The sequence below is a fragment of the Flammeovirga pectinis genome, from assembly GCF_003970675.1.
In the GTDB taxonomy this organism is placed as follows: domain Bacteria; phylum Bacteroidota; class Bacteroidia; order Cytophagales; family Flammeovirgaceae; genus Flammeovirga; species Flammeovirga pectinis.
Map to the genome: position 1 here is coordinate 1,108,772 of NZ_CP034562.1, position 16,243 is coordinate 1,125,014.

Genomic DNA, 16,243 nt, shown 5'->3' on the forward strand with positions numbered 1-16,243 from the left:
TTTAAAAGTTTAATAAATTATTTCAGTGATAGAGTGGTGTACCTATAGTAGTAAATTAGCCATAATTTAGTCAACATTCAATATAATGATGGAATATTAAGAAGAGAAACATAAATCGAAAATGAAATACGCTTTATTTTGAAACGAAAAAAGTGAGACGCTATTGTTTATTTTGTATTACTAACTAGAGCTGCGGTACAATTTTCTAAATAATTGATGTTTTTTCCTAAACGTTTAAGTTGATTAGTAATTAATACATAATCAGATAATGTTTTAATAAGCAGCGATTCTTTAATCCCTTCTTTAATCTCTTTCTCCCTATCTATCTCTAATGTTTCGAGTTCTTGATTGAATTCAGATAATAGATCATTAAAACTAATCTCTTTCACTATAATTTTATTCTTGTTAATACCTAAAATAATGTGTTCAAATTGAGCCTGAACGGTAGTTATAAAAGGCATGAGATCTGGGAATTTATATTTTTTAGAAAGGCGTTCAACATTTGCAGAGAGTGTTGCTGTATGGGCAAATATCATTCTACTCGCAGCAATAAATTCATACAAATCTGATGTTGTTAATTGTCTGTTTTTAGGATCATTAAGCATGTTTTGAAAACTCATAGCAAGGTTTGCATTTGCCAATTGTGCTGCTTTTCTAGCAAGACGATAATTATTAGGGTCTACATTATGTTGGCCTGTGTAGCCAATGCTTACTTCTGTAAAATAGGTACAATTGGCCCTGGTGGCAGCAATTAATTTACCCTTAATATTTTTTACTTCAAATTCTGGAAAAAGTAAGAAACTTACCGCAAAGGCAATAAGGCCGCCTAAAGCAGTGTCTGCCACTCTGTAAAGTGCTAAGTTTGTTTCAAATTGTGTTGATGTAGCAATGATCAACAAAATAAATGGAGTTAAGAATGTCATTCCAACTCTATAATTTTTAGTTAGTGTGCCAAACGTGAGAATACCTAAGGGTACCAAGAAAAGTAGGTACAAATAAGTGTTTTCTGTTATGTAAACTAATGCACTGGCAATAATTATCCCTAAGGTTGTACCTATTGTTCTTGCAATCATTCTTTGCTTAGTAATAGAAAATGAGGGTTTCATAATTACAGAAATCGAGAGCCAAACCCAATATCCTCTGTCTAATCCAAGAAAGAGACTGCATAAGTAACCAATAAGCATAGCAACACAAACTCTAATTGCATGCCTAAAATGAGCAGATTGTAAGTTAAGATTATCTGCAAAAGTACCTTGGTCAGATTTTGTAATAAAAGAAGGTAGTTTTAACCCATCGGTATAACTTTTTTCTTTAATATTATTCCAATCTGTAAAAGATGCTGCTTCTCTAGAATACCGATCAATTCTATTAAAATTTCTAATAATATTTTTTACTTCAGCAAATTGTGAAATAGGAAGTGTTCGATCTTTATTATCTCTTAATTTTTCGAAGGTGAATTGTAATTTATCAAAAGCTTTTTTATAAGAGGGGAGGTCTTCAATTTTATCTCTTGATTTAATTGTTGATCCAATCTCGGTTAAGTTTTTTCCTAGATCAATAAATAAATCAGATAGCTGTTTTGGAAGTGATGTACCCTTAAAACTATGATGAAGATCGTTATAAGAAATGTGTGTTGCAGAAGCTCTTTCAAAAATATCAATTGATATTCTCATGAGTAAAATTAAAGAACGCCCATGTGGTGTCGCACCTTGTAAAGCAGAACGTTGTCTTAACAATAGGTTTCTAACTTCTTCTTGTTTATGATCAATCTTTGTCTGTAGTGAAAAAACTTTCTTCTCAATTTCTTTTTTAGATGGGTTTATAAAAAGAATAGCTTTAAACTGAAGATATTGCCCCATGAGTTCGTAACATTCTCCTAAAACTTTTTCTATACTTGCATAGGGGCGTATTTGCCATAAAACTAACGAAAGAATACTGTACCATAAACCTCCACCTAACATCCATAATGCACTTTCTAATAATACAGGAATTGTAGCACCGAAAGCGATGCCTAAACTGATGGAAATCAGTATGCTATTTCCTATTAATGTAGATCTGTTACCAAATATAGAAAGTAAGGCAGCTACAAATGAAATTATAGTTAGAAAGAGTGCTCCAAGCCATGGCCAGTTAATCATAAAGGCCATACCTATTGCGGTTAAAGGATAAATAAATGCACCACCAATTAAACCTTTAGCTTTTTCAGACCAAGTTCCTGGAGAGTCTGAAAGTCCTACACAAAGTGCTCCTAATGCTACAGATGTACCAGCATATATGTCTCCAAATAACAAACCAATTGTTAGTGGTGTAACAATTGAAAATGTCATTCGTAATCCATTAGATAAATGAATGGATTTATAAAAATCTATTAATACTTTCATGTAGTTTATGCCTCACTATTTTTATTTAAACCCTCTCTTTATTTTGAATAGGTGATAAAGAGTAGTACTTTATAAATACAAAAATACGAATTGTTTTCCCTAGGATCATTAATAAGTCTAAAGTGAACATTTATTTTGAATGATCACTTTTATTTTCAAATTATCTTTAGTTACTTGCGACAGTATTGCAAAAACATCAAGAATATGAAAAAGTATATCGCATTTATCTCCTTTTTATTAATCGGTTTTGTATCGTGTAACAATGAAACTGAAAAAGGACCTGCTCCTGAAATAAAAAACTACACTGTATCACCTTTAGAACATGACCATGCAAGAAAAGCTAATGACGATGATCACGATCATGACGAAGTTGCTGCAATTGTAATTGTGGGTGAAGAAGCTAGAATTGAGGCAGATCTTTCAGCACAACAAGGCTTATCTTATGTTCGTCTAAATATTCACTTTGGTGATGACGACCACCATGATCACGCACGTGTAATGGCAACAGATTCAGTTTTATGGACAATGAATCAAACTTGGGAGTTTGGTAAAGAAGGTGGACTTACTGGAGCAGGAGATTATCCTACAACATACCATTTTGATGAGGAAATTGATATTCCTACAGACATAGATGGTAAACCTTTAAAAGAAGGACACTATCATTTTATGTTACAATTAGGAGCTAGAATAGATGACTCTTCTGATAACGAAGCACAACAAGTTTTAACTGTAGAAGTTACTTCTGAAGAGCACGAACACTAAAAGTATAATTGCTAAGTTTAATTGGCATTTAAGAAGGCTTTAAGATTCATTTCTTAAGGCCTTTTTTATATTTCAGAGTTAGGCTGATCTAAAGTGTGAAGAAATTCTTTTAACATCATTCGGTCTTCTTCTGTAAGTACTATATTTTGCTTTAGTAGGCTGTCAAGGGTTGCACTTTTTTGAATAGTATTGGAATAATGATCAAAAACTTCATCAAGCGTGGCAAATCTTCCATCGTGCATATACGGAGAAGAAGTATTTAAATGTCTTAATGTAGGGGTTTTATATTTTCCATTGTCTTTTGTAGTTCTCGTAATCCGCCCTCTACCTTTGTTCATTCCTTCATTTTTATCAGTAAAGAAGTCGTCTTTGTTTAGTCCATTATTATGGTAGTTAAAATCAGTAAAGAATGGAGGGGTATGGCATTGCTGACAGTTGCGGTTAAATATTTCAAAACCTCTTTGTTCATTTTTAGAAAATTGATATTTCCCTTTTAAATGAGCATCATATTTTGTTTGATTTGATAATAATGATCTAACATATTGTGCTAAAGCTCTTGCTAAATGGGCACTTTGTATTTCATCAACATCAAATACTTCTTTAAATGTAGTACTATAAATAGGTGTTTGATTTAACCTTTGGAGTATTTCTTTCAGATCAGCATTCATTTCATCTTCGTGGGTTAGAGGACCAAAAATCAGTGATTCAATATTTTTAGCTCCACCATCCCAAAACCACCCTTTTGCCCATGCTACGTTTATAAGTGCAGGAGAATTTCTTTGTAATTTTTTATGAGATACTCCTTTTGTACTTAATGCTACATTTTCTCCGTTTGCATATTGTGGTTCGTGACAGTGTACACAAGCAATAGAAGAATCTTGAGATAAAATAGTTTCGTGAAAAAGCATTTTTCCTAAAGCTACTTTTTCAACATCCATTGTATTACGTTCTGGAGTCGGAATATTTTGATATGAAATGACAAAAGCTTGTGTTTCCTCTTTTATAGGGGAATCACAAGCTTCTAAATATATACTACAAATGAGTAGTGAAATTACTGACCAATAATGTCTTTCCATGCGAACATTTGTGCGTAATTATCGGCAATTTTTTGAGTATTAGGACCAAACATTGTATCCTGATCAGTATTGTCGTTTAGATCAATGAAATTCGTTTTTCTTTGCTCTTCTGGTAAACCAAATTCAGATTTATCACCAAAAATATAATCTACATTTACATCAAGTTCTATATACATAGTAGGTGTATTTACTAGATTTATTTCTTGCTCACTAAACTTAACCACTCTATAGTTAGCATCTCCTCCAATATGATAAACTAAGCCTCTTGTAGAAATAGAATCAACTAATTGAAGTCCTTCTACTAGCATGAATTTATAACCAGTATCCCAATTCCAAGCCATGCCATTTGCGGGGTCTAAATCACCAACTTGGTCTGTATTATAATTGGCTGCATTATCTACGCCTACAGAAAATTGTAATTCAGAAAAAGCCTTGTTAGGTAACCCCGTAATAACAATAGAAGTATCACTTTCATTAATTATTTCTAATAAATGATAACTGTCTTCTACTTTGTAAAAGTTTGTACCAGAGGTATCTCTCAATGTAATATTAGAAAGATACATTCTAAAATCACTAAGTGTGTAACTCTGTCCTAGGGCGTTGATATATTGTCTGTTGTACTCTAAAGGAGCTCTATCATGTAAAAAATTGAATTTTATTGTAATAGACCCTGTACCATCAACATCAAAATTTTCCTTATAGCTATCGCAAGAAAAAAGTGAAATTAAAGAAATTGTAAAGAGTAAAGTAAGTAGTTTCTTCATTTTAAAATTTGTTTTTATACATCATAGATTCTACAGGTTTCATAGATCTATTTATATATTTTGCATCTTTTTTAACATGGTAATAATTACTGATATCTCCTTCAACAGTAAGGTAGAATAACTGTCCGATAGGCATACCTTTGTAAATTTTTACAGGTTGAGCCACCGTTATTTCTAGTGTCCATGTATTACAAAAGCCAACGTCACCAGCTCTAGAATTTGCATTAATGCTAATTCCTAAACGGCCAACGCTAGAAAGGCCTTCTAGAAAAGCAACATGCTCTAATGTTTCTGTATACTCTTTTGTTACACCAAGATAAATTTTACCAGGGTGCAATACAACACCATCATCTGGAATTTCAAACGTATCTATTTCATTATGTTGTTTGGCATCTAAAACTTCATTTTTGTATAAAGCAATATGTCTACCTAAGTGAACATCATAAGAATTCGTTCCTAGTGCATCAGGATCGAAAGGTTCAATAAGAATTGAGCCTTTTTCAATTTCCTCTAATATTTTTGTATCTGAAAGAACCATTTCAAATATTAAGCTAAATTTTTGAGAAGGAGTGCGTACGTTTTTAAACTGATTTTAATGATGTAGTCACTCAAAAATTCATCAATTAAAATTGATTAAATACGAAAGAATGTATCACTTCATGCTATCCAAGATAGGATAGCACGAAATTACAATTAATTAAGTCCCAAATCAAAATAATATATACGATCTTTTCAGTTTGTTTTACAACGTACACTGCGCGTAAATTTTGATAGGGAATAGGTGTTTACTCTACAAATAGAACTAATCCTTTTAAATATTCATTCTCTGGGTAGAAAATGTTTATTGGATGACAGTTTGGTTGAGTAGTTTGATGTAAAATTCTTACATTTCTATGTGCTTCAGCAGCAGCTTGGAATACAATTTTTCTAAACAAATCCTTGTCAATTTTTTGAGAACAAGAGAATGTAAATATAATTCCACCTGGCTTTATTTTTCTTAAAGCTTTAAGGTTTAATTGCTTGTAGCCTCTTGCAGCAGCTGTAACAGCTTTAGCAGATTTGGCAAATGCAGGGGGATCAAGAATTACAACATCATAATCGTTAGATTCCATTTTTGTCAAATGTTCAAAAACATCAGCACAATAACCTTCATGTTCTCCATTATCGAAGCCATTTATTACTGCATTCTCATTACACAAATCAATTGCAGGTTGAGAGGCATCTACAGAATGTACTAATTTAGCACCTGCTTTTAATGCATACATACTAAATCCGCCACTATAACTAAATGTATTTAATACACGAGCATCTTTAGAATATTTAGCTACTAAGGCACGAGCATCTCTTTGGTCTAAGAAGAAACCAGTTTTTTGTCCTGTTTCAACGTCAACCATAAATTTTACACCATTTTCAAGCACTTCTACTTTTGGCGATCCCGCTTTTTCAGTCAACCATCCTTTGGGAGTCTCAACGTTTTCAAGGCGTTTAGAAATTTCCTTACTCTTGTTGTAAATACGCTCAAAACCAATTTCTTGGAATGCCTTAATAATCATTGGAGCAATTTTGTCTACTCCTTTAATTAGTATCTGAACAGAAACAAGATCATTATAAACATCGGCGATTAAACCAGGGAAGAAATCTCCTTCTCCATGAATTAATCTAAAGCAGTTGGTATCTTCAGAAAGTACATGGGCTTTACGCATAGCATAAGCTTTTGCAATTTTAGCAGACCAATATTCTTGTGTTGTTGGGTCTATTGGTTTGCGTGTATATTCAAAAACACGACAAACAATTTGGTTACCTGGAGCGTAAAATCCATACCCAATTAATTTATCTTGCCCGTGTACAAGCTCAACAATATCACCATCTTCTATATTTTCTGGCATTTTTGCAACAGCACCAGAGTAAACCCAAGGGTGTCTATTGTCTAAAGCTTTTAACTTATTTCCTTTAATGTATATTTTTTCTAACATAATCTGTTTGTTTCAATTTTGATGTTGTAGACAAGCTACTTTAAATTTTTACCTGTCATTTTATTTTTGAGTTTCATGAGTAACTCAAAACTTTTAGCCCCAAGTAAATTTCTTGGGATATTGACAAGCTTCTCGTATCGAATAAGTTTACTGTAATAGTTATCAACCTCTTTTGTATTGATTTTTTCTTTTACAATAGACCATGTCTCGATTTTAGAAGGAACAGAACTAACTTCTGATAATCCTCCTGCTGCAAATTTTGCAATAAATACAGGTACATGCTGAAATTTACATCCCTCTTGCCATCTGTTAAAGATGAAATGAAAGTCTGCAGAAATCTTCCAATTTTTCCATTCAAAAGGATGAGAAAGTAAGAGATTTCTTTTTACAAATAATGCTTGATGACTACAAATCATCCCTTTCCATAAATTTTCAGCAGGAATACCACTCTTTATTTTAGTCAAATGATCGTAAACAACTTCATGATCACCATAAAGTAATTGAGTGTCTTTATCTGCTTTATTCATTATAGAAGAAATTGCTTTCTCATTATAAAAAGTATCTCCAGCATTCATAAAAATAACCCAATCTCCAGATGCTTTTTGCACACCTTTGTTCATTGCATCATAAATTCCTTTGTCAGCTTCAGAAACCAATACATCAATATTATTTTTGTAGCGTGAAATAATGTCAAAAGTTGTATCTTTTGATGCACCATCAATCACTACAAACTCAATAGCTATGTAGTCTTGAGCAATAACACTTTTTAGTGTCGGCTCTATTTCTGATTCACAATTGTAAGAAATTGTAATGACGCTCACTTTTTGCATAGCCGCAAAGATACTAACTGATTGAAGAACTACTTCAAAAAAATGAAATGATTTAAAACCATTAGCGAATAGGCAATGTATTCTAAGAATTCCTGTATCGAAAATGCGAATCTAGAAGTCTAACATAACTATAACAGGACATTATTGCAACGTGGAGTAAACGGAGTGATTTTAAAAAATAGAATTTAAATCAAATAAATATTAACAGAGCTGTTCGTTTCTTCCTTATTTACCGTAACCTATGTTAGAACAAATGTTGTGTTCTTATTCAATTTTATATTTCATCTATCTACTATTCATCATGAAAAAAATATTCCTTTTTTTCTCATTACTATCAATGTTATTTGTGGCATCAGAAGCGGCTTATTTTGCCACAGTTGCAGAAGATAACATAGAGTTAACTTTTTCTATTTTGGTATTTGTGTCAGTAATAGTTGCAACTATTTTGGTCTATCCGATAGCTCTTGAGCATAATCGCTAATAAAAATCAAAAAAGATAGAACTATTAAGGATGTTGTTTTTGACTTTAGATGCAAAGAACTAATTTTGCAGACTGAATTGTCGGAAGACAACTTATTTTACATAAAAAAGAAAATGGAGCAACAAATCATAAACGGTATTGCAGAAGCGGTAAAAGAACTCTACGGAATTGAATTACCAACTTCTAGAATTACTTTACAGCCTACAAAAAAAGAATTTGACGGTGCATTAACGTTCGTCACTTTTTCTCTTACAAAACAGTTAGGTAAAAACCCTGTGCAAATTGGAGAAGAAATTGGTGCGTATTTAAAAGAAAATAATGCAGCTGTTTCTGATTTTAATGTTGTGAAAGGTTTCTTAAACTTAGTAATCAGTAATACTGTTTGGGTAGAGACTTTAGCAGAAATTTCTAAAGATACTGCTTATGGTCGTGTTGCTAGAAATGGAGAAAAAGTAATGGTCGAATATTCTTCGCCAAATACAAATAAACCATTACACTTAGGTCACCTTAGAAATAACTTTTTAGGACACTCCGTCTCATTAATTTTAGATGCGGCTGGTTATGATGTTCAAAAAGTGAATCTAGTAAACGACCGTGGTATCCATATTTGTAAGTCGATGTTGGCTTACACAAAGTTTGGAAAAGGTGAAACTCCTAGCGAAACTTTAAAAGGTGATAAGTTAGTAGGGAACTATTACGTAGCTTTTGATAAACACTATAAAGTGGAAGTCAAAAACTTGATAGAAGAGAAAAAAAGCGATTACCCTTCTTTAGCTAATGTAGAAGATCTTAAAGCACTAAAAGCAGAGATTGAAGCAAAAGGGGCGTCAAAGAAAAATAAAATTCCTTTAACGGATGATGAGAAAGTTCAGATAAAAGATATCAAGGCTTTATTTGAATATGCGGAGAAAAACGCACCTCTATTAGTAGAAGCGCAAGAAATGTTGCGTAAATGGGAAGCTGGTGATGAAGAAACAGTTTCGCTTTGGAAAAAAATGAACGACTGGGTGTACGCTGGTTTTGCACAGTCTTATGAAATGATGGGTGTAGAGTTTGATAATATATATTATGAATCTCAAACTTATTTATTGGGTAAGGACATTGTTAAAGAAGGTTTAGATAAAGGTATTTTCTTTAAAAAGGAAAATGATTCTGTTTGGATTGATCTTAAAAAAGAAAAGTTAGACGAAAAATTAGTTTTAAGAGGTGATGGTACTGCCGTGTATATGACACAGGATATGGGTACTGCAGATCTTAAATACAAAGATTTCGGCATGACAAAATCTGTATACGTTGTAGGTAACGAACAAGATTACCATTTTAAGGTATTACAGGCTATCATGAAACACATGGGACGTTCTTATGCTGATGGTATTTTCCACCTTTCTTACGGAATGGTAGAATTACCTGAAGGTAAAATGAAATCTCGTGAAGGTACAGTTGTAGATGCTGACGATTTGATCCAAGAGATGATCGACACAGCACAAGAACGTACGGAAGAATCTGGAAAGATTGATGGGTTTACTACAGATGAAGCAACAGTATTGTTTAAGCAATTAGCTTTAGGAGCACTTAAATATTATTTATTAAAAGTTGATCCTAAGAAAACAATGCTTTTTAACCCTAAAGATTCAATTGATTTCCAGGGAGATACAGGTGTTTATATTCAGTATAACCATGCAAAAATTCAAGCGTTATTAAGACGTGCCGATAAAGATGGTATTACTTATTCAGCAGAATCTTTTGCTGGACTTACAGATATTACTGCTGCTGAAGCAGATTTAGTTGCTTTATTAGGTAAACTAAATGATAAGATCTCTGAATCAGCAGATGCATATGCACCATCAATTGTTGCAAACTATGCTTTTGATGTTGCTAAACAATATTCTAAAGTATATTCTGAGTCTCCAATCTTTAATGAAGAAGACGCGAAGAAAAAAGCTTTTAGAATTGCTTTGTCTAAACAATCTGCAGATGCTATAAGAATTGCTTTACAGCTAATTGGTGTTCAAGCGCCATCTAGAATGTAGTAGTACTCTTATATATTATAATAGGAAACCACGCTAAAGCAATTTAGGGTGGTTTTTTTTATGTAAAATTAAAAAGCCTTTGTTTGAGACATAATCACAAACAAAGGCTTTTAATAGAAAGTAATAATTGTATGTATTAATGAACAGCGTGTTCAGCAGGTATTTGCTTCGGCTTTTTATCATCATCAATAGATACATAAATAAACATACCTTCTGTTACCAGATAACTATTATTAAAGTCATGTCCTTTAATTAGAGGCTTTGCCCAGACTTCTAAATGGATCTTCATAGATGTTTTACCCGTCTTTAAAACTTCTCCATATACACAAACAGCATCTCCAACAGAAACAGGTTTATGGAATGTCATACCATCTACTGCAACAGTTACAGTTCTTCCAAGAGCAGTTTCTTTGGCAAGTATTCCTCCTGCAATATCCATTTGAGACATAATCCAACCACCAAAAATATCACCATTGGCATTGGTATCAGCAGGCATGGCTAAAGTTCTTAGTAGTAGTTCTCCTTTTGGAGTTGGTTCGTTTGTAGACATCAAATTTTCGTTTTCGTGAATAATATTGCTAATATAATGTAGAAATTTTGATACTCCTTTAAATTTGTTCACAATTTAAAACGTCTTAAGTACAGTTTAAAGAGTGCGTAAAGTAATTTTCTTGATTAAACTTGAGGAGGTCGAAGTAAAATAATTTGGTGCAAAATCCTCTTTTAAACCCTAATTTTACTAACTAATTGATATTCTGAGTGCTAATTGTTAATAGAAAGCAGGTATTTTGTGAATAAAGTAGACTTTTTTTAGAAAATAGTGGAAACTTCTAATTTTTATCTTACCTTTGGAAAAGATTGAGTTGGGTCATATTATGAATCGATATTTTAAAGAGGAGCAATCCTATTTTTGTTATTTTTCTAATTGGTATTTCTTCTCACATATTTTATAACCTTTTTATTTGTTTGAGATGAATATCTTTGTAGCAAAATTGAATTACAGTACTCAAGAAGAGACACTGAGAGAATTATTTGAAAGCTTTGGCGAAGTATCTTCTGCTAAAGTTATTATTGACCGTGAAACAGACCGTTCTAAGGGTTTTGGCTTTGTAGAAATGCCAAACGACGAAGAAGGAATGAACGCAATCGAGCAATTGAACGAATCAGAGCTTGATGGTAGAACTATCGTAGTTAAGCAAGCGCGTCCGCGTGAGTCTAACGGCGGTGGCGGCGGTGGCCGTGGTGGTTACGGTGGTGGAAACCGTGGCGGTTACGGTGGCGGAAGATACTAGTATCTTTAGCAACCAAACCATCTGAAGCACTTCAGATATTCCGAAAGGCGTAGTAAATTTAATATTTACTACGCCTTTTCTTTTATGCCTAATTTTATTATATTCCTTAGCTATTAAGTAGAAAACGTACTTTTGTTGTTTTACTACTGTATTAAACCTTATAGATCAATCTTTGAAAAAGTGTTCAATGTTAATTCTTTTTCAAACAATATTTAAGGTAAATCTAGATAATGAGATAAGTTATTACTTTTGTGATATAAGATACTGCAATTGATTTTAGGCTAATTAATTAGGTCTTGTAACTATTGCAGTGATAAAAGTTCTACTTTATTAACCCATAACTTTATAAGTAACACTTTATATTACTTAGATAAAGTTCTAATTACTACGCAATGATCAAAAGAAAGGCCTTTTTGTGTCTATTATTTTGCCTTTTAGGTATTTTGTCAAATTCTTTTGCACAAAAATCTACTCCACAACAGAGGGAGAAAGAACAATTAGAAGTTTACAATGAAATCAAAAGTTTAATTGTAGCAGATTCTATATATAGAGTTTACTTAAGGGAACAAATTGCTCGTTTAGATTCCCTTTCAGGAGCTAAAAAGAAAGTGAAACAGGTTTTCTTGGCAAATGGTATTCCTGTAGCTCCCTTTAACGATACTTTATTCTATGTACACAGAAGAAAGGCTGTATCAGCTTCAATAAGAGCAAAATCTCTTGAAGATACTTTACGAAAAATTGCAGATAATACACTTTATCTTATTGATTCTGTAGATCTTGAACCATTTGAAAGTACATATAAACTAGTATTTAAAGGGGAAACTATTCATGTTGTGGATACTGTTGACGCGAAGTTGGCGCAAATGTCAAAAATAAATTTAGCGAGAGAAAGACAGTATGCAATTAATTTATCTTTACATGAAAAGATAAATTATCAGGGTAAGTATGCAGGAATGATTGCTTTGATAGGGCTTTTCCTTTTATTGTTCTTTTTTAAAATGATTGGAAAAGGATATCGATTAGCACTCATAAAAGTAGTTCGTGACAACAATGGATGGTTTAGAAATAAGCGTGTAAAAAATGTAAAAATTCTGACAGAGGAAAATCAAATTAATATAGCTAGATACCTTTTACTAATCATTCGATTTGGTTTAATATTTATTCTTATCTCTCTTTATTTACCAATAGTTGGACGGTTTTCTCCACCACTGAGAGATATTTCTGATGAGTTTTTCGGATACATTTTTAACCCTTTTATAGATATATTGAAATCATTTATTGAATATACTCCAAATTTATTAAAAATTGGAGTAGTCATTTTTGTTTTTCATTATACAATACAATTGGTGAAAACATTTGCAGATGCAATAGCAGATGGACGATTAAAAATACAAGGTTTTTACCCTGATTGGGTGCCACCTACTTTTAAGATTATAAAGTTTGTGCTTTATACATTTATGGTAATAATGATTTTTCCACTTCTTCCTGGTGCCGAATCTCAAGAATTTAAAGGTATATCTGTGTTTGTCGGTGTTTTATTGTCTATAGGTTCTACCTCTGTAATTACCAACGCAATAAGCGGAATAGTAATTACCTATATGCGTAGATTCACAATTGGTGATTGGATAAGAATTGGCGATATAATGGGAGAAGTAGTAGAACGCTCACTTTTTGTTACTCGCTTAAAAACATCTAAGAATGAAATTGTTACTATACCAAATAGCAAGATTTCTGAATCTAATACTATTAATTATTCTCAGCCAATAAATCGATTTAAATTAATAATTCATACTACTGTTACTATCGGTTATGATGTTCCATGGAGAAAAGTGCATGCTTTATTAAAAGAAGCTGCAGAGATTACAGAAGGCTTAATTGCAGGTGAAATTCCTTTTGTATTACAAACTTCATTAGATGATTATTATGTAAGTTATCAATTGAATGCTTATACAAAACAACCCGAAAAATTAGCACGAATATATTCTCGTTTACATCAAAACATTCAAGATATTTTTGCTAGAGATGAAGTTGAAATCATGTCGCCACATTACAGGGCAAATAGGGAAGATAATGAGATTACAATCCCTGATTTTAAGCTAATGCATGATGCTCCGAAAGAAGAAAAACCTCCAATGGACAATTCTAAAACAGAGAATAAACCTGATCATTAAAAATTGTATCTTCACAGTTCCATTAGTCACTTAGATAATGGAACTGTGAAGCTTAATAATAAATAATTTTGCCATTTCAACTTATCTTAAAAATAATAATAGCACTTTATAAGCAGAAGAAGTTTATAGCGAAATATCTTACTTCAGATTTAATTACTTTTCGAAAAAGTGATACATCTTTATCTGAAAAAGATTTTATTAAAATAAAAAGTTATTACGGATTAGCAATAACGGGAATATTAGGTACTTCTATTTGTTTACTTCGGGGTAAAAAAATGTCTTTTAAGGAAAGGTATACAAGTACTTTCCAAGCGAGTATTACAGGACTTGTAGACGACTACTATGATGAACAGGGAATGACAGAAGAAAGAATGCAAACTTTCTTTCTTCAACCAAAAAATGTGATTCCTAAAAATGATGCAGAACGTTTGGGTATAAATTTATACCTCAAGAGTTTGAAGTATATATCAAATTTTTCTGAATTAGAACCTTACTTGACAGATGTCAATAAAGCACAGGCCGAAAGTGTAGCACAATACAATTCAGAAATAACATTTTCAACATTAAAGGCTCTTACTTTGTTTAAAGGTGGAAGCTCATTTTCATATTTTAGAACAGCTTATAAAAATAAGGTCCTTGATAAAGAAGCGGAAATGTTTTATTTATTAGGAGGGATTACGCAGTTAGGAAATGATATTTTCGACGTTTATAAAGATAGAGAAAACAATGTAAGTACTTTATTAACTACTTGTACCTCTATAAATGATGTGAAAGATATTTTTACATTATGGCTAACTCAAATAAAAGCTCTTTTATTGGGATTGGGTTACCCTGATAAGAATAAAGAAGAATTTTGGAACTTATATTATTTAGGAGTATTCTCAAGGTGTTTCACTTGTTTAGAGCAACTTGAAAAATTAGAAATAGAAAATCAGTTTAAGTTGTCTCAATATACTCGCAAAGAATTAATTTGTGATTTGGAAAAATGGAGTACTTTTAAAAGGGCACTTTGTTTTTACAAAGAAGGGAGATTATAAATTGCTAGAGAAAAATAGCTAACAAGGCTATTTCAAGAATTGCCTTGTTAGCGGAGTGAAGATTTAGCTATTCTTTATTAAAGAGTAACTACCTAATGTTACAATAGAAATAATTACAACGGTAATCGAAGCGTAGATCATACCTACTAAAGAGTCCGCGTGAATTGTAGAATCAATTACTTTGATATCTAAAATTAGAAGTGCGACAGGTACGATAACTAATAATAACTTTTTCATTTTACTATCTGTTTGTTTATAACTTAATTTAATGATTTTAAGTGGGTTAATGAACTTTGTTAAGCTTTGATAGGAATACTTTTGTAATACTTACTTGTAGAAAACTTGATTCTTGATTTAGTAAAGAATAAATTCGGGTAAATTCGACTTTTATCGAAAATTCTGAAAGAAATCATACTATAAATATAGATCCTATGTTAACTAGAAGACCACGTCGTAATAGAAAATCTGTAGGTGTTCGCCAAATGGTACAAGAGACACAGCTAACAGTAGATGACTTTATTTTTCCTTTGTTTCTAATTGAAGGAGAAAATAAGAAAGAAGAGGTAAGTTCAATGCCAGGTATTTACAGGTACACATTGGATCTTTTGTTAGAAGAAGTAGGAGAGTGTGTTGCATTGGGTATTAATTCCTATTGTATTTTTCCATCATTAGGAGAAGATAAAAAAGATAGTTTAGCCACTGAAGGGAGCAATCCAGAAGGTATTTACCAAATTGCATTGCGTAGCATTAAGGAAAAATATCCTGATACTGTTGTAATGACAGATGTTGCCATGGATCCATACAGTTCTGATGGACATGATGGCATTGTGAAAGAGGGTAAAATTGTAAACGATGAAACTTTAGAAGTTTTGGGCAAAATGGCATTAGCTCAGGCTAAAGCTGGTGCGGATATCATTGGACCTTCTGATATGATGGATGGTAGAATTGGGTATATTAGAGATGTACTTGATGATAATGGATATACGGATGTATCTATCATGTCTTATTCTGCAAAATATGCGTCCGCATTCTATGGTCCGTTTAGAGATGCATTAGATTCTGCGCCAAAATTTGGAGATAAAAAGACCTACCAAATGGATCCAGCTAATGTGAAAGAAGCATTGATTGAAGCAGAATTGGATTATGTTGAAGGTGCAGATTTCTTAATGGTAAAACCAGCTTTATCTTATTTAGATGTTATTAAAACATTAGCAGATAATTTTGATGTGCCGATTACTGCTTACAACGTATCTGGTGAGTATGCAATGTTAAAGGCCGCTGCTCAGAACGGTTGGTTAGAAAATGATAAGACAATGTTAGAAATGCTTTTGAGTATTAAACGTGCTGGCGCGAGTGCTATCCTAACGTATTTTGCAAAAGAAGCAGCAGTTTTATTGAATAAGTAAACACTAAATTAAGGTATATTTCTATTTTTATAGATAACAT

At 32.3% G+C, this 16,243-nt stretch carries 15 protein-coding genes; 7 read left to right on the forward strand and 8 right to left on the reverse strand.

Annotated features, from left to right (window positions below; translation table 11 throughout):
- Positions 1 to 167 precede the first annotated feature (167 nt).
- Positions 168 to 2,381 carry an FUSC family membrane protein gene (locus EI427_RS04525; RefSeq protein ID WP_126612081.1) on the reverse strand — a complete coding sequence of 738 codons (2,214 nt, stop codon included), beginning with the start codon at positions 2,379 to 2,381 and terminating at the stop codon, positions 168 to 170.
- Between the two features lie 204 nt (positions 2,382 to 2,585).
- On the opposite strand from EI427_RS04525, the gene EI427_RS04530 reads away from it, so the two are divergent.
- Entirely contained in the window at positions 2,586 to 3,143 is a 558-nt protein-coding gene (locus EI427_RS04530; RefSeq protein ID WP_126612083.1) for a DUF4625 domain-containing protein, read from the forward strand.
- 65 nt (positions 3,144 to 3,208) lie between these two features.
- Here the strand turns inward: EI427_RS04530 and EI427_RS04535 are convergent, their stop codons facing one another.
- The 5 genes from EI427_RS04535 to EI427_RS04555 form a co-directional block, all read right to left on the reverse strand.
- Positions 3,209 to 4,219 (reverse strand): cytochrome-c peroxidase, encoded by a 1,011-nt coding sequence (locus EI427_RS04535; RefSeq protein ID WP_126612085.1) that lies wholly within the window; start codon positions 4,217 to 4,219, stop codon positions 3,209 to 3,211.
- Positions 4,195 to 4,983, reverse strand: a complete 789-nt coding sequence (locus EI427_RS04540; RefSeq protein WP_126612087.1) for an MbnP family protein — start codon at positions 4,981 to 4,983, stop codon at positions 4,195 to 4,197. Before EI427_RS04540 ends, EI427_RS04535 begins: the two co-directional genes overlap by 25 nt.
- Before the next feature lies 1 nt (position 4,984).
- On the reverse strand, positions 4,985 to 5,521 hold the full coding sequence (gene dcd, locus EI427_RS04545; RefSeq protein WP_126612089.1) for a dCTP deaminase: 537 nt from the start codon (positions 5,519 to 5,521) through the stop codon (positions 4,985 to 4,987).
- Positions 5,522 to 5,768: 247 nt separating this feature from the next.
- Positions 5,769 to 6,956, reverse strand: coding sequence for a class I SAM-dependent rRNA methyltransferase (locus tag EI427_RS04550; protein WP_240655356.1), 1,188 nt, complete (start codon positions 6,954 to 6,956; stop codon positions 5,769 to 5,771).
- Positions 6,957 to 6,991: 35 nt separating this feature from the next.
- Complete coding sequence (locus EI427_RS04555; RefSeq protein WP_126612093.1) at positions 6,992 to 7,786, reverse strand: glycosyltransferase family 2 protein; 795 nt, start codon at positions 7,784 to 7,786, stop codon at positions 6,992 to 6,994.
- Between the two features lie 301 nt (positions 7,787 to 8,087).
- Between EI427_RS04555 and EI427_RS04560 the strand changes: the two genes are divergently transcribed.
- Together EI427_RS04560 and EI427_RS04565 are read left to right on the forward strand one after the other, a co-directional pair.
- Positions 8,088 to 8,267, forward strand: coding sequence for a hypothetical protein (locus tag EI427_RS04560; protein ID WP_126612095.1), 180 nt, complete (start codon positions 8,088 to 8,090; stop codon positions 8,265 to 8,267).
- Positions 8,268 to 8,380: 113 nt separating this feature from the next.
- A complete protein-coding gene (locus EI427_RS04565) occupies positions 8,381 to 10,297 on the forward strand; it encodes an arginine--tRNA ligase (RefSeq protein ID WP_126612097.1) in 1,917 nt (638 codons plus the stop codon).
- Between the two features lie 136 nt (positions 10,298 to 10,433).
- Here the strand turns inward: EI427_RS04565 and yciA are convergent, their stop codons facing one another.
- Complete coding sequence (gene yciA, locus EI427_RS04570; RefSeq protein ID WP_205727898.1) at positions 10,434 to 10,919, reverse strand: acyl-CoA thioester hydrolase YciA; 486 nt, start codon at positions 10,917 to 10,919, stop codon at positions 10,434 to 10,436.
- Positions 10,920 to 11,268: 349 nt separating this feature from the next.
- Here yciA and EI427_RS04575 point away from each other — a divergent pair, with 349 nt between their 5' ends.
- From EI427_RS04575 to EI427_RS04585, 3 genes are all read left to right on the forward strand, one after another.
- Entirely contained in the window at positions 11,269 to 11,589 is a 321-nt protein-coding gene (locus EI427_RS04575; RefSeq protein WP_126612100.1) for an RNA recognition motif domain-containing protein, read from the forward strand.
- Positions 11,590 to 11,981: 392 nt separating this feature from the next.
- Positions 11,982 to 13,760 carry a mechanosensitive ion channel family protein gene (locus EI427_RS04580; RefSeq protein ID WP_126612102.1) on the forward strand — a complete coding sequence of 593 codons (1,779 nt, stop codon included), beginning with the start codon at positions 11,982 to 11,984 and terminating at the stop codon, positions 13,758 to 13,760.
- A 68-nt stretch (positions 13,761 to 13,828) separates the two neighbouring features.
- Positions 13,829 to 14,797: a hypothetical protein gene (locus EI427_RS04585; protein WP_126612104.1), complete on the forward strand. Its 969-nt coding sequence runs from the start codon at positions 13,829 to 13,831 to the stop codon at positions 14,795 to 14,797.
- A gap of 63 nt (positions 14,798 to 14,860) precedes the next feature.
- Here EI427_RS04585 and EI427_RS25865 read toward each other — a convergent pair whose 3' ends face one another.
- Complete coding sequence (locus EI427_RS25865) at positions 14,861 to 15,034, reverse strand: hypothetical protein (RefSeq protein ID WP_155523276.1); 174 nt, start codon at positions 15,032 to 15,034, stop codon at positions 14,861 to 14,863.
- Between the two features lie 194 nt (positions 15,035 to 15,228).
- Here EI427_RS25865 and hemB point away from each other — a divergent pair, with 194 nt between their 5' ends.
- On the forward strand, positions 15,229 to 16,203 hold the full coding sequence (hemB, locus tag EI427_RS04590; protein ID WP_126612106.1) for a porphobilinogen synthase: 975 nt from the start codon (positions 15,229 to 15,231) through the stop codon (positions 16,201 to 16,203).
- The last annotated feature ends 40 nt before the right edge of the window (positions 16,204 to 16,243 follow it).

Bases quoted from the DNA above. Each gene is read 5' to 3' on its own strand.
- EI427_RS04550 (WP_240655356.1), bottom strand. From the start codon at position 6,956: ATGTTAGAAAAAATATACATTAAAGGAAATAAGTTAAAAGCTTTAGAC.
- EI427_RS04565 (WP_126612097.1), top strand. From the start codon at position 8,381: ATGGAGCAACAAATCATAAACGGTATTGCAGAAGCGGTAAAAGAACTC.
- EI427_RS04575 (WP_126612100.1), top strand. From the start codon at position 11,269: ATGAATATCTTTGTAGCAAAATTGAATTACAGTACTCAAGAAGAGACA.
- EI427_RS04530 (WP_126612083.1), top strand. From the start codon at position 2,586: ATGAAAAAGTATATCGCATTTATCTCCTTTTTATTAATCGGTTTTGTA.
- EI427_RS04525 (WP_126612081.1), bottom strand. From the start codon at position 2,381: ATGAAAGTATTAATAGATTTTTATAAATCCATTCATTTATCTAATGGA.
- hemB (WP_126612106.1), top strand. From the start codon at position 15,229: ATGTTAACTAGAAGACCACGTCGTAATAGAAAATCTGTAGGTGTTCGC.
- EI427_RS04540 (WP_126612087.1), bottom strand. From the start codon at position 4,983: ATGAAGAAACTACTTACTTTACTCTTTACAATTTCTTTAATTTCACTT.
- EI427_RS04555 (WP_126612093.1), bottom strand. From the start codon at position 7,786: ATGCAAAAAGTGAGCGTCATTACAATTTCTTACAATTGTGAATCAGAA.
- EI427_RS04580 (WP_126612102.1), top strand. From the start codon at position 11,982: ATGATCAAAAGAAAGGCCTTTTTGTGTCTATTATTTTGCCTTTTAGGT.
- EI427_RS04560 (WP_126612095.1), top strand. From the start codon at position 8,088: ATGAAAAAAATATTCCTTTTTTTCTCATTACTATCAATGTTATTTGTG.
- dcd (WP_126612089.1), bottom strand. From the start codon at position 5,521: ATGGTTCTTTCAGATACAAAAATATTAGAGGAAATTGAAAAAGGCTCA.
- EI427_RS04535 (WP_126612085.1), bottom strand. From the start codon at position 4,219: ATGGAAAGACATTATTGGTCAGTAATTTCACTACTCATTTGTAGTATA.
- EI427_RS25865 (WP_155523276.1), bottom strand. From the start codon at position 15,034: ATGAAAAAGTTATTATTAGTTATCGTACCTGTCGCACTTCTAATTTTA.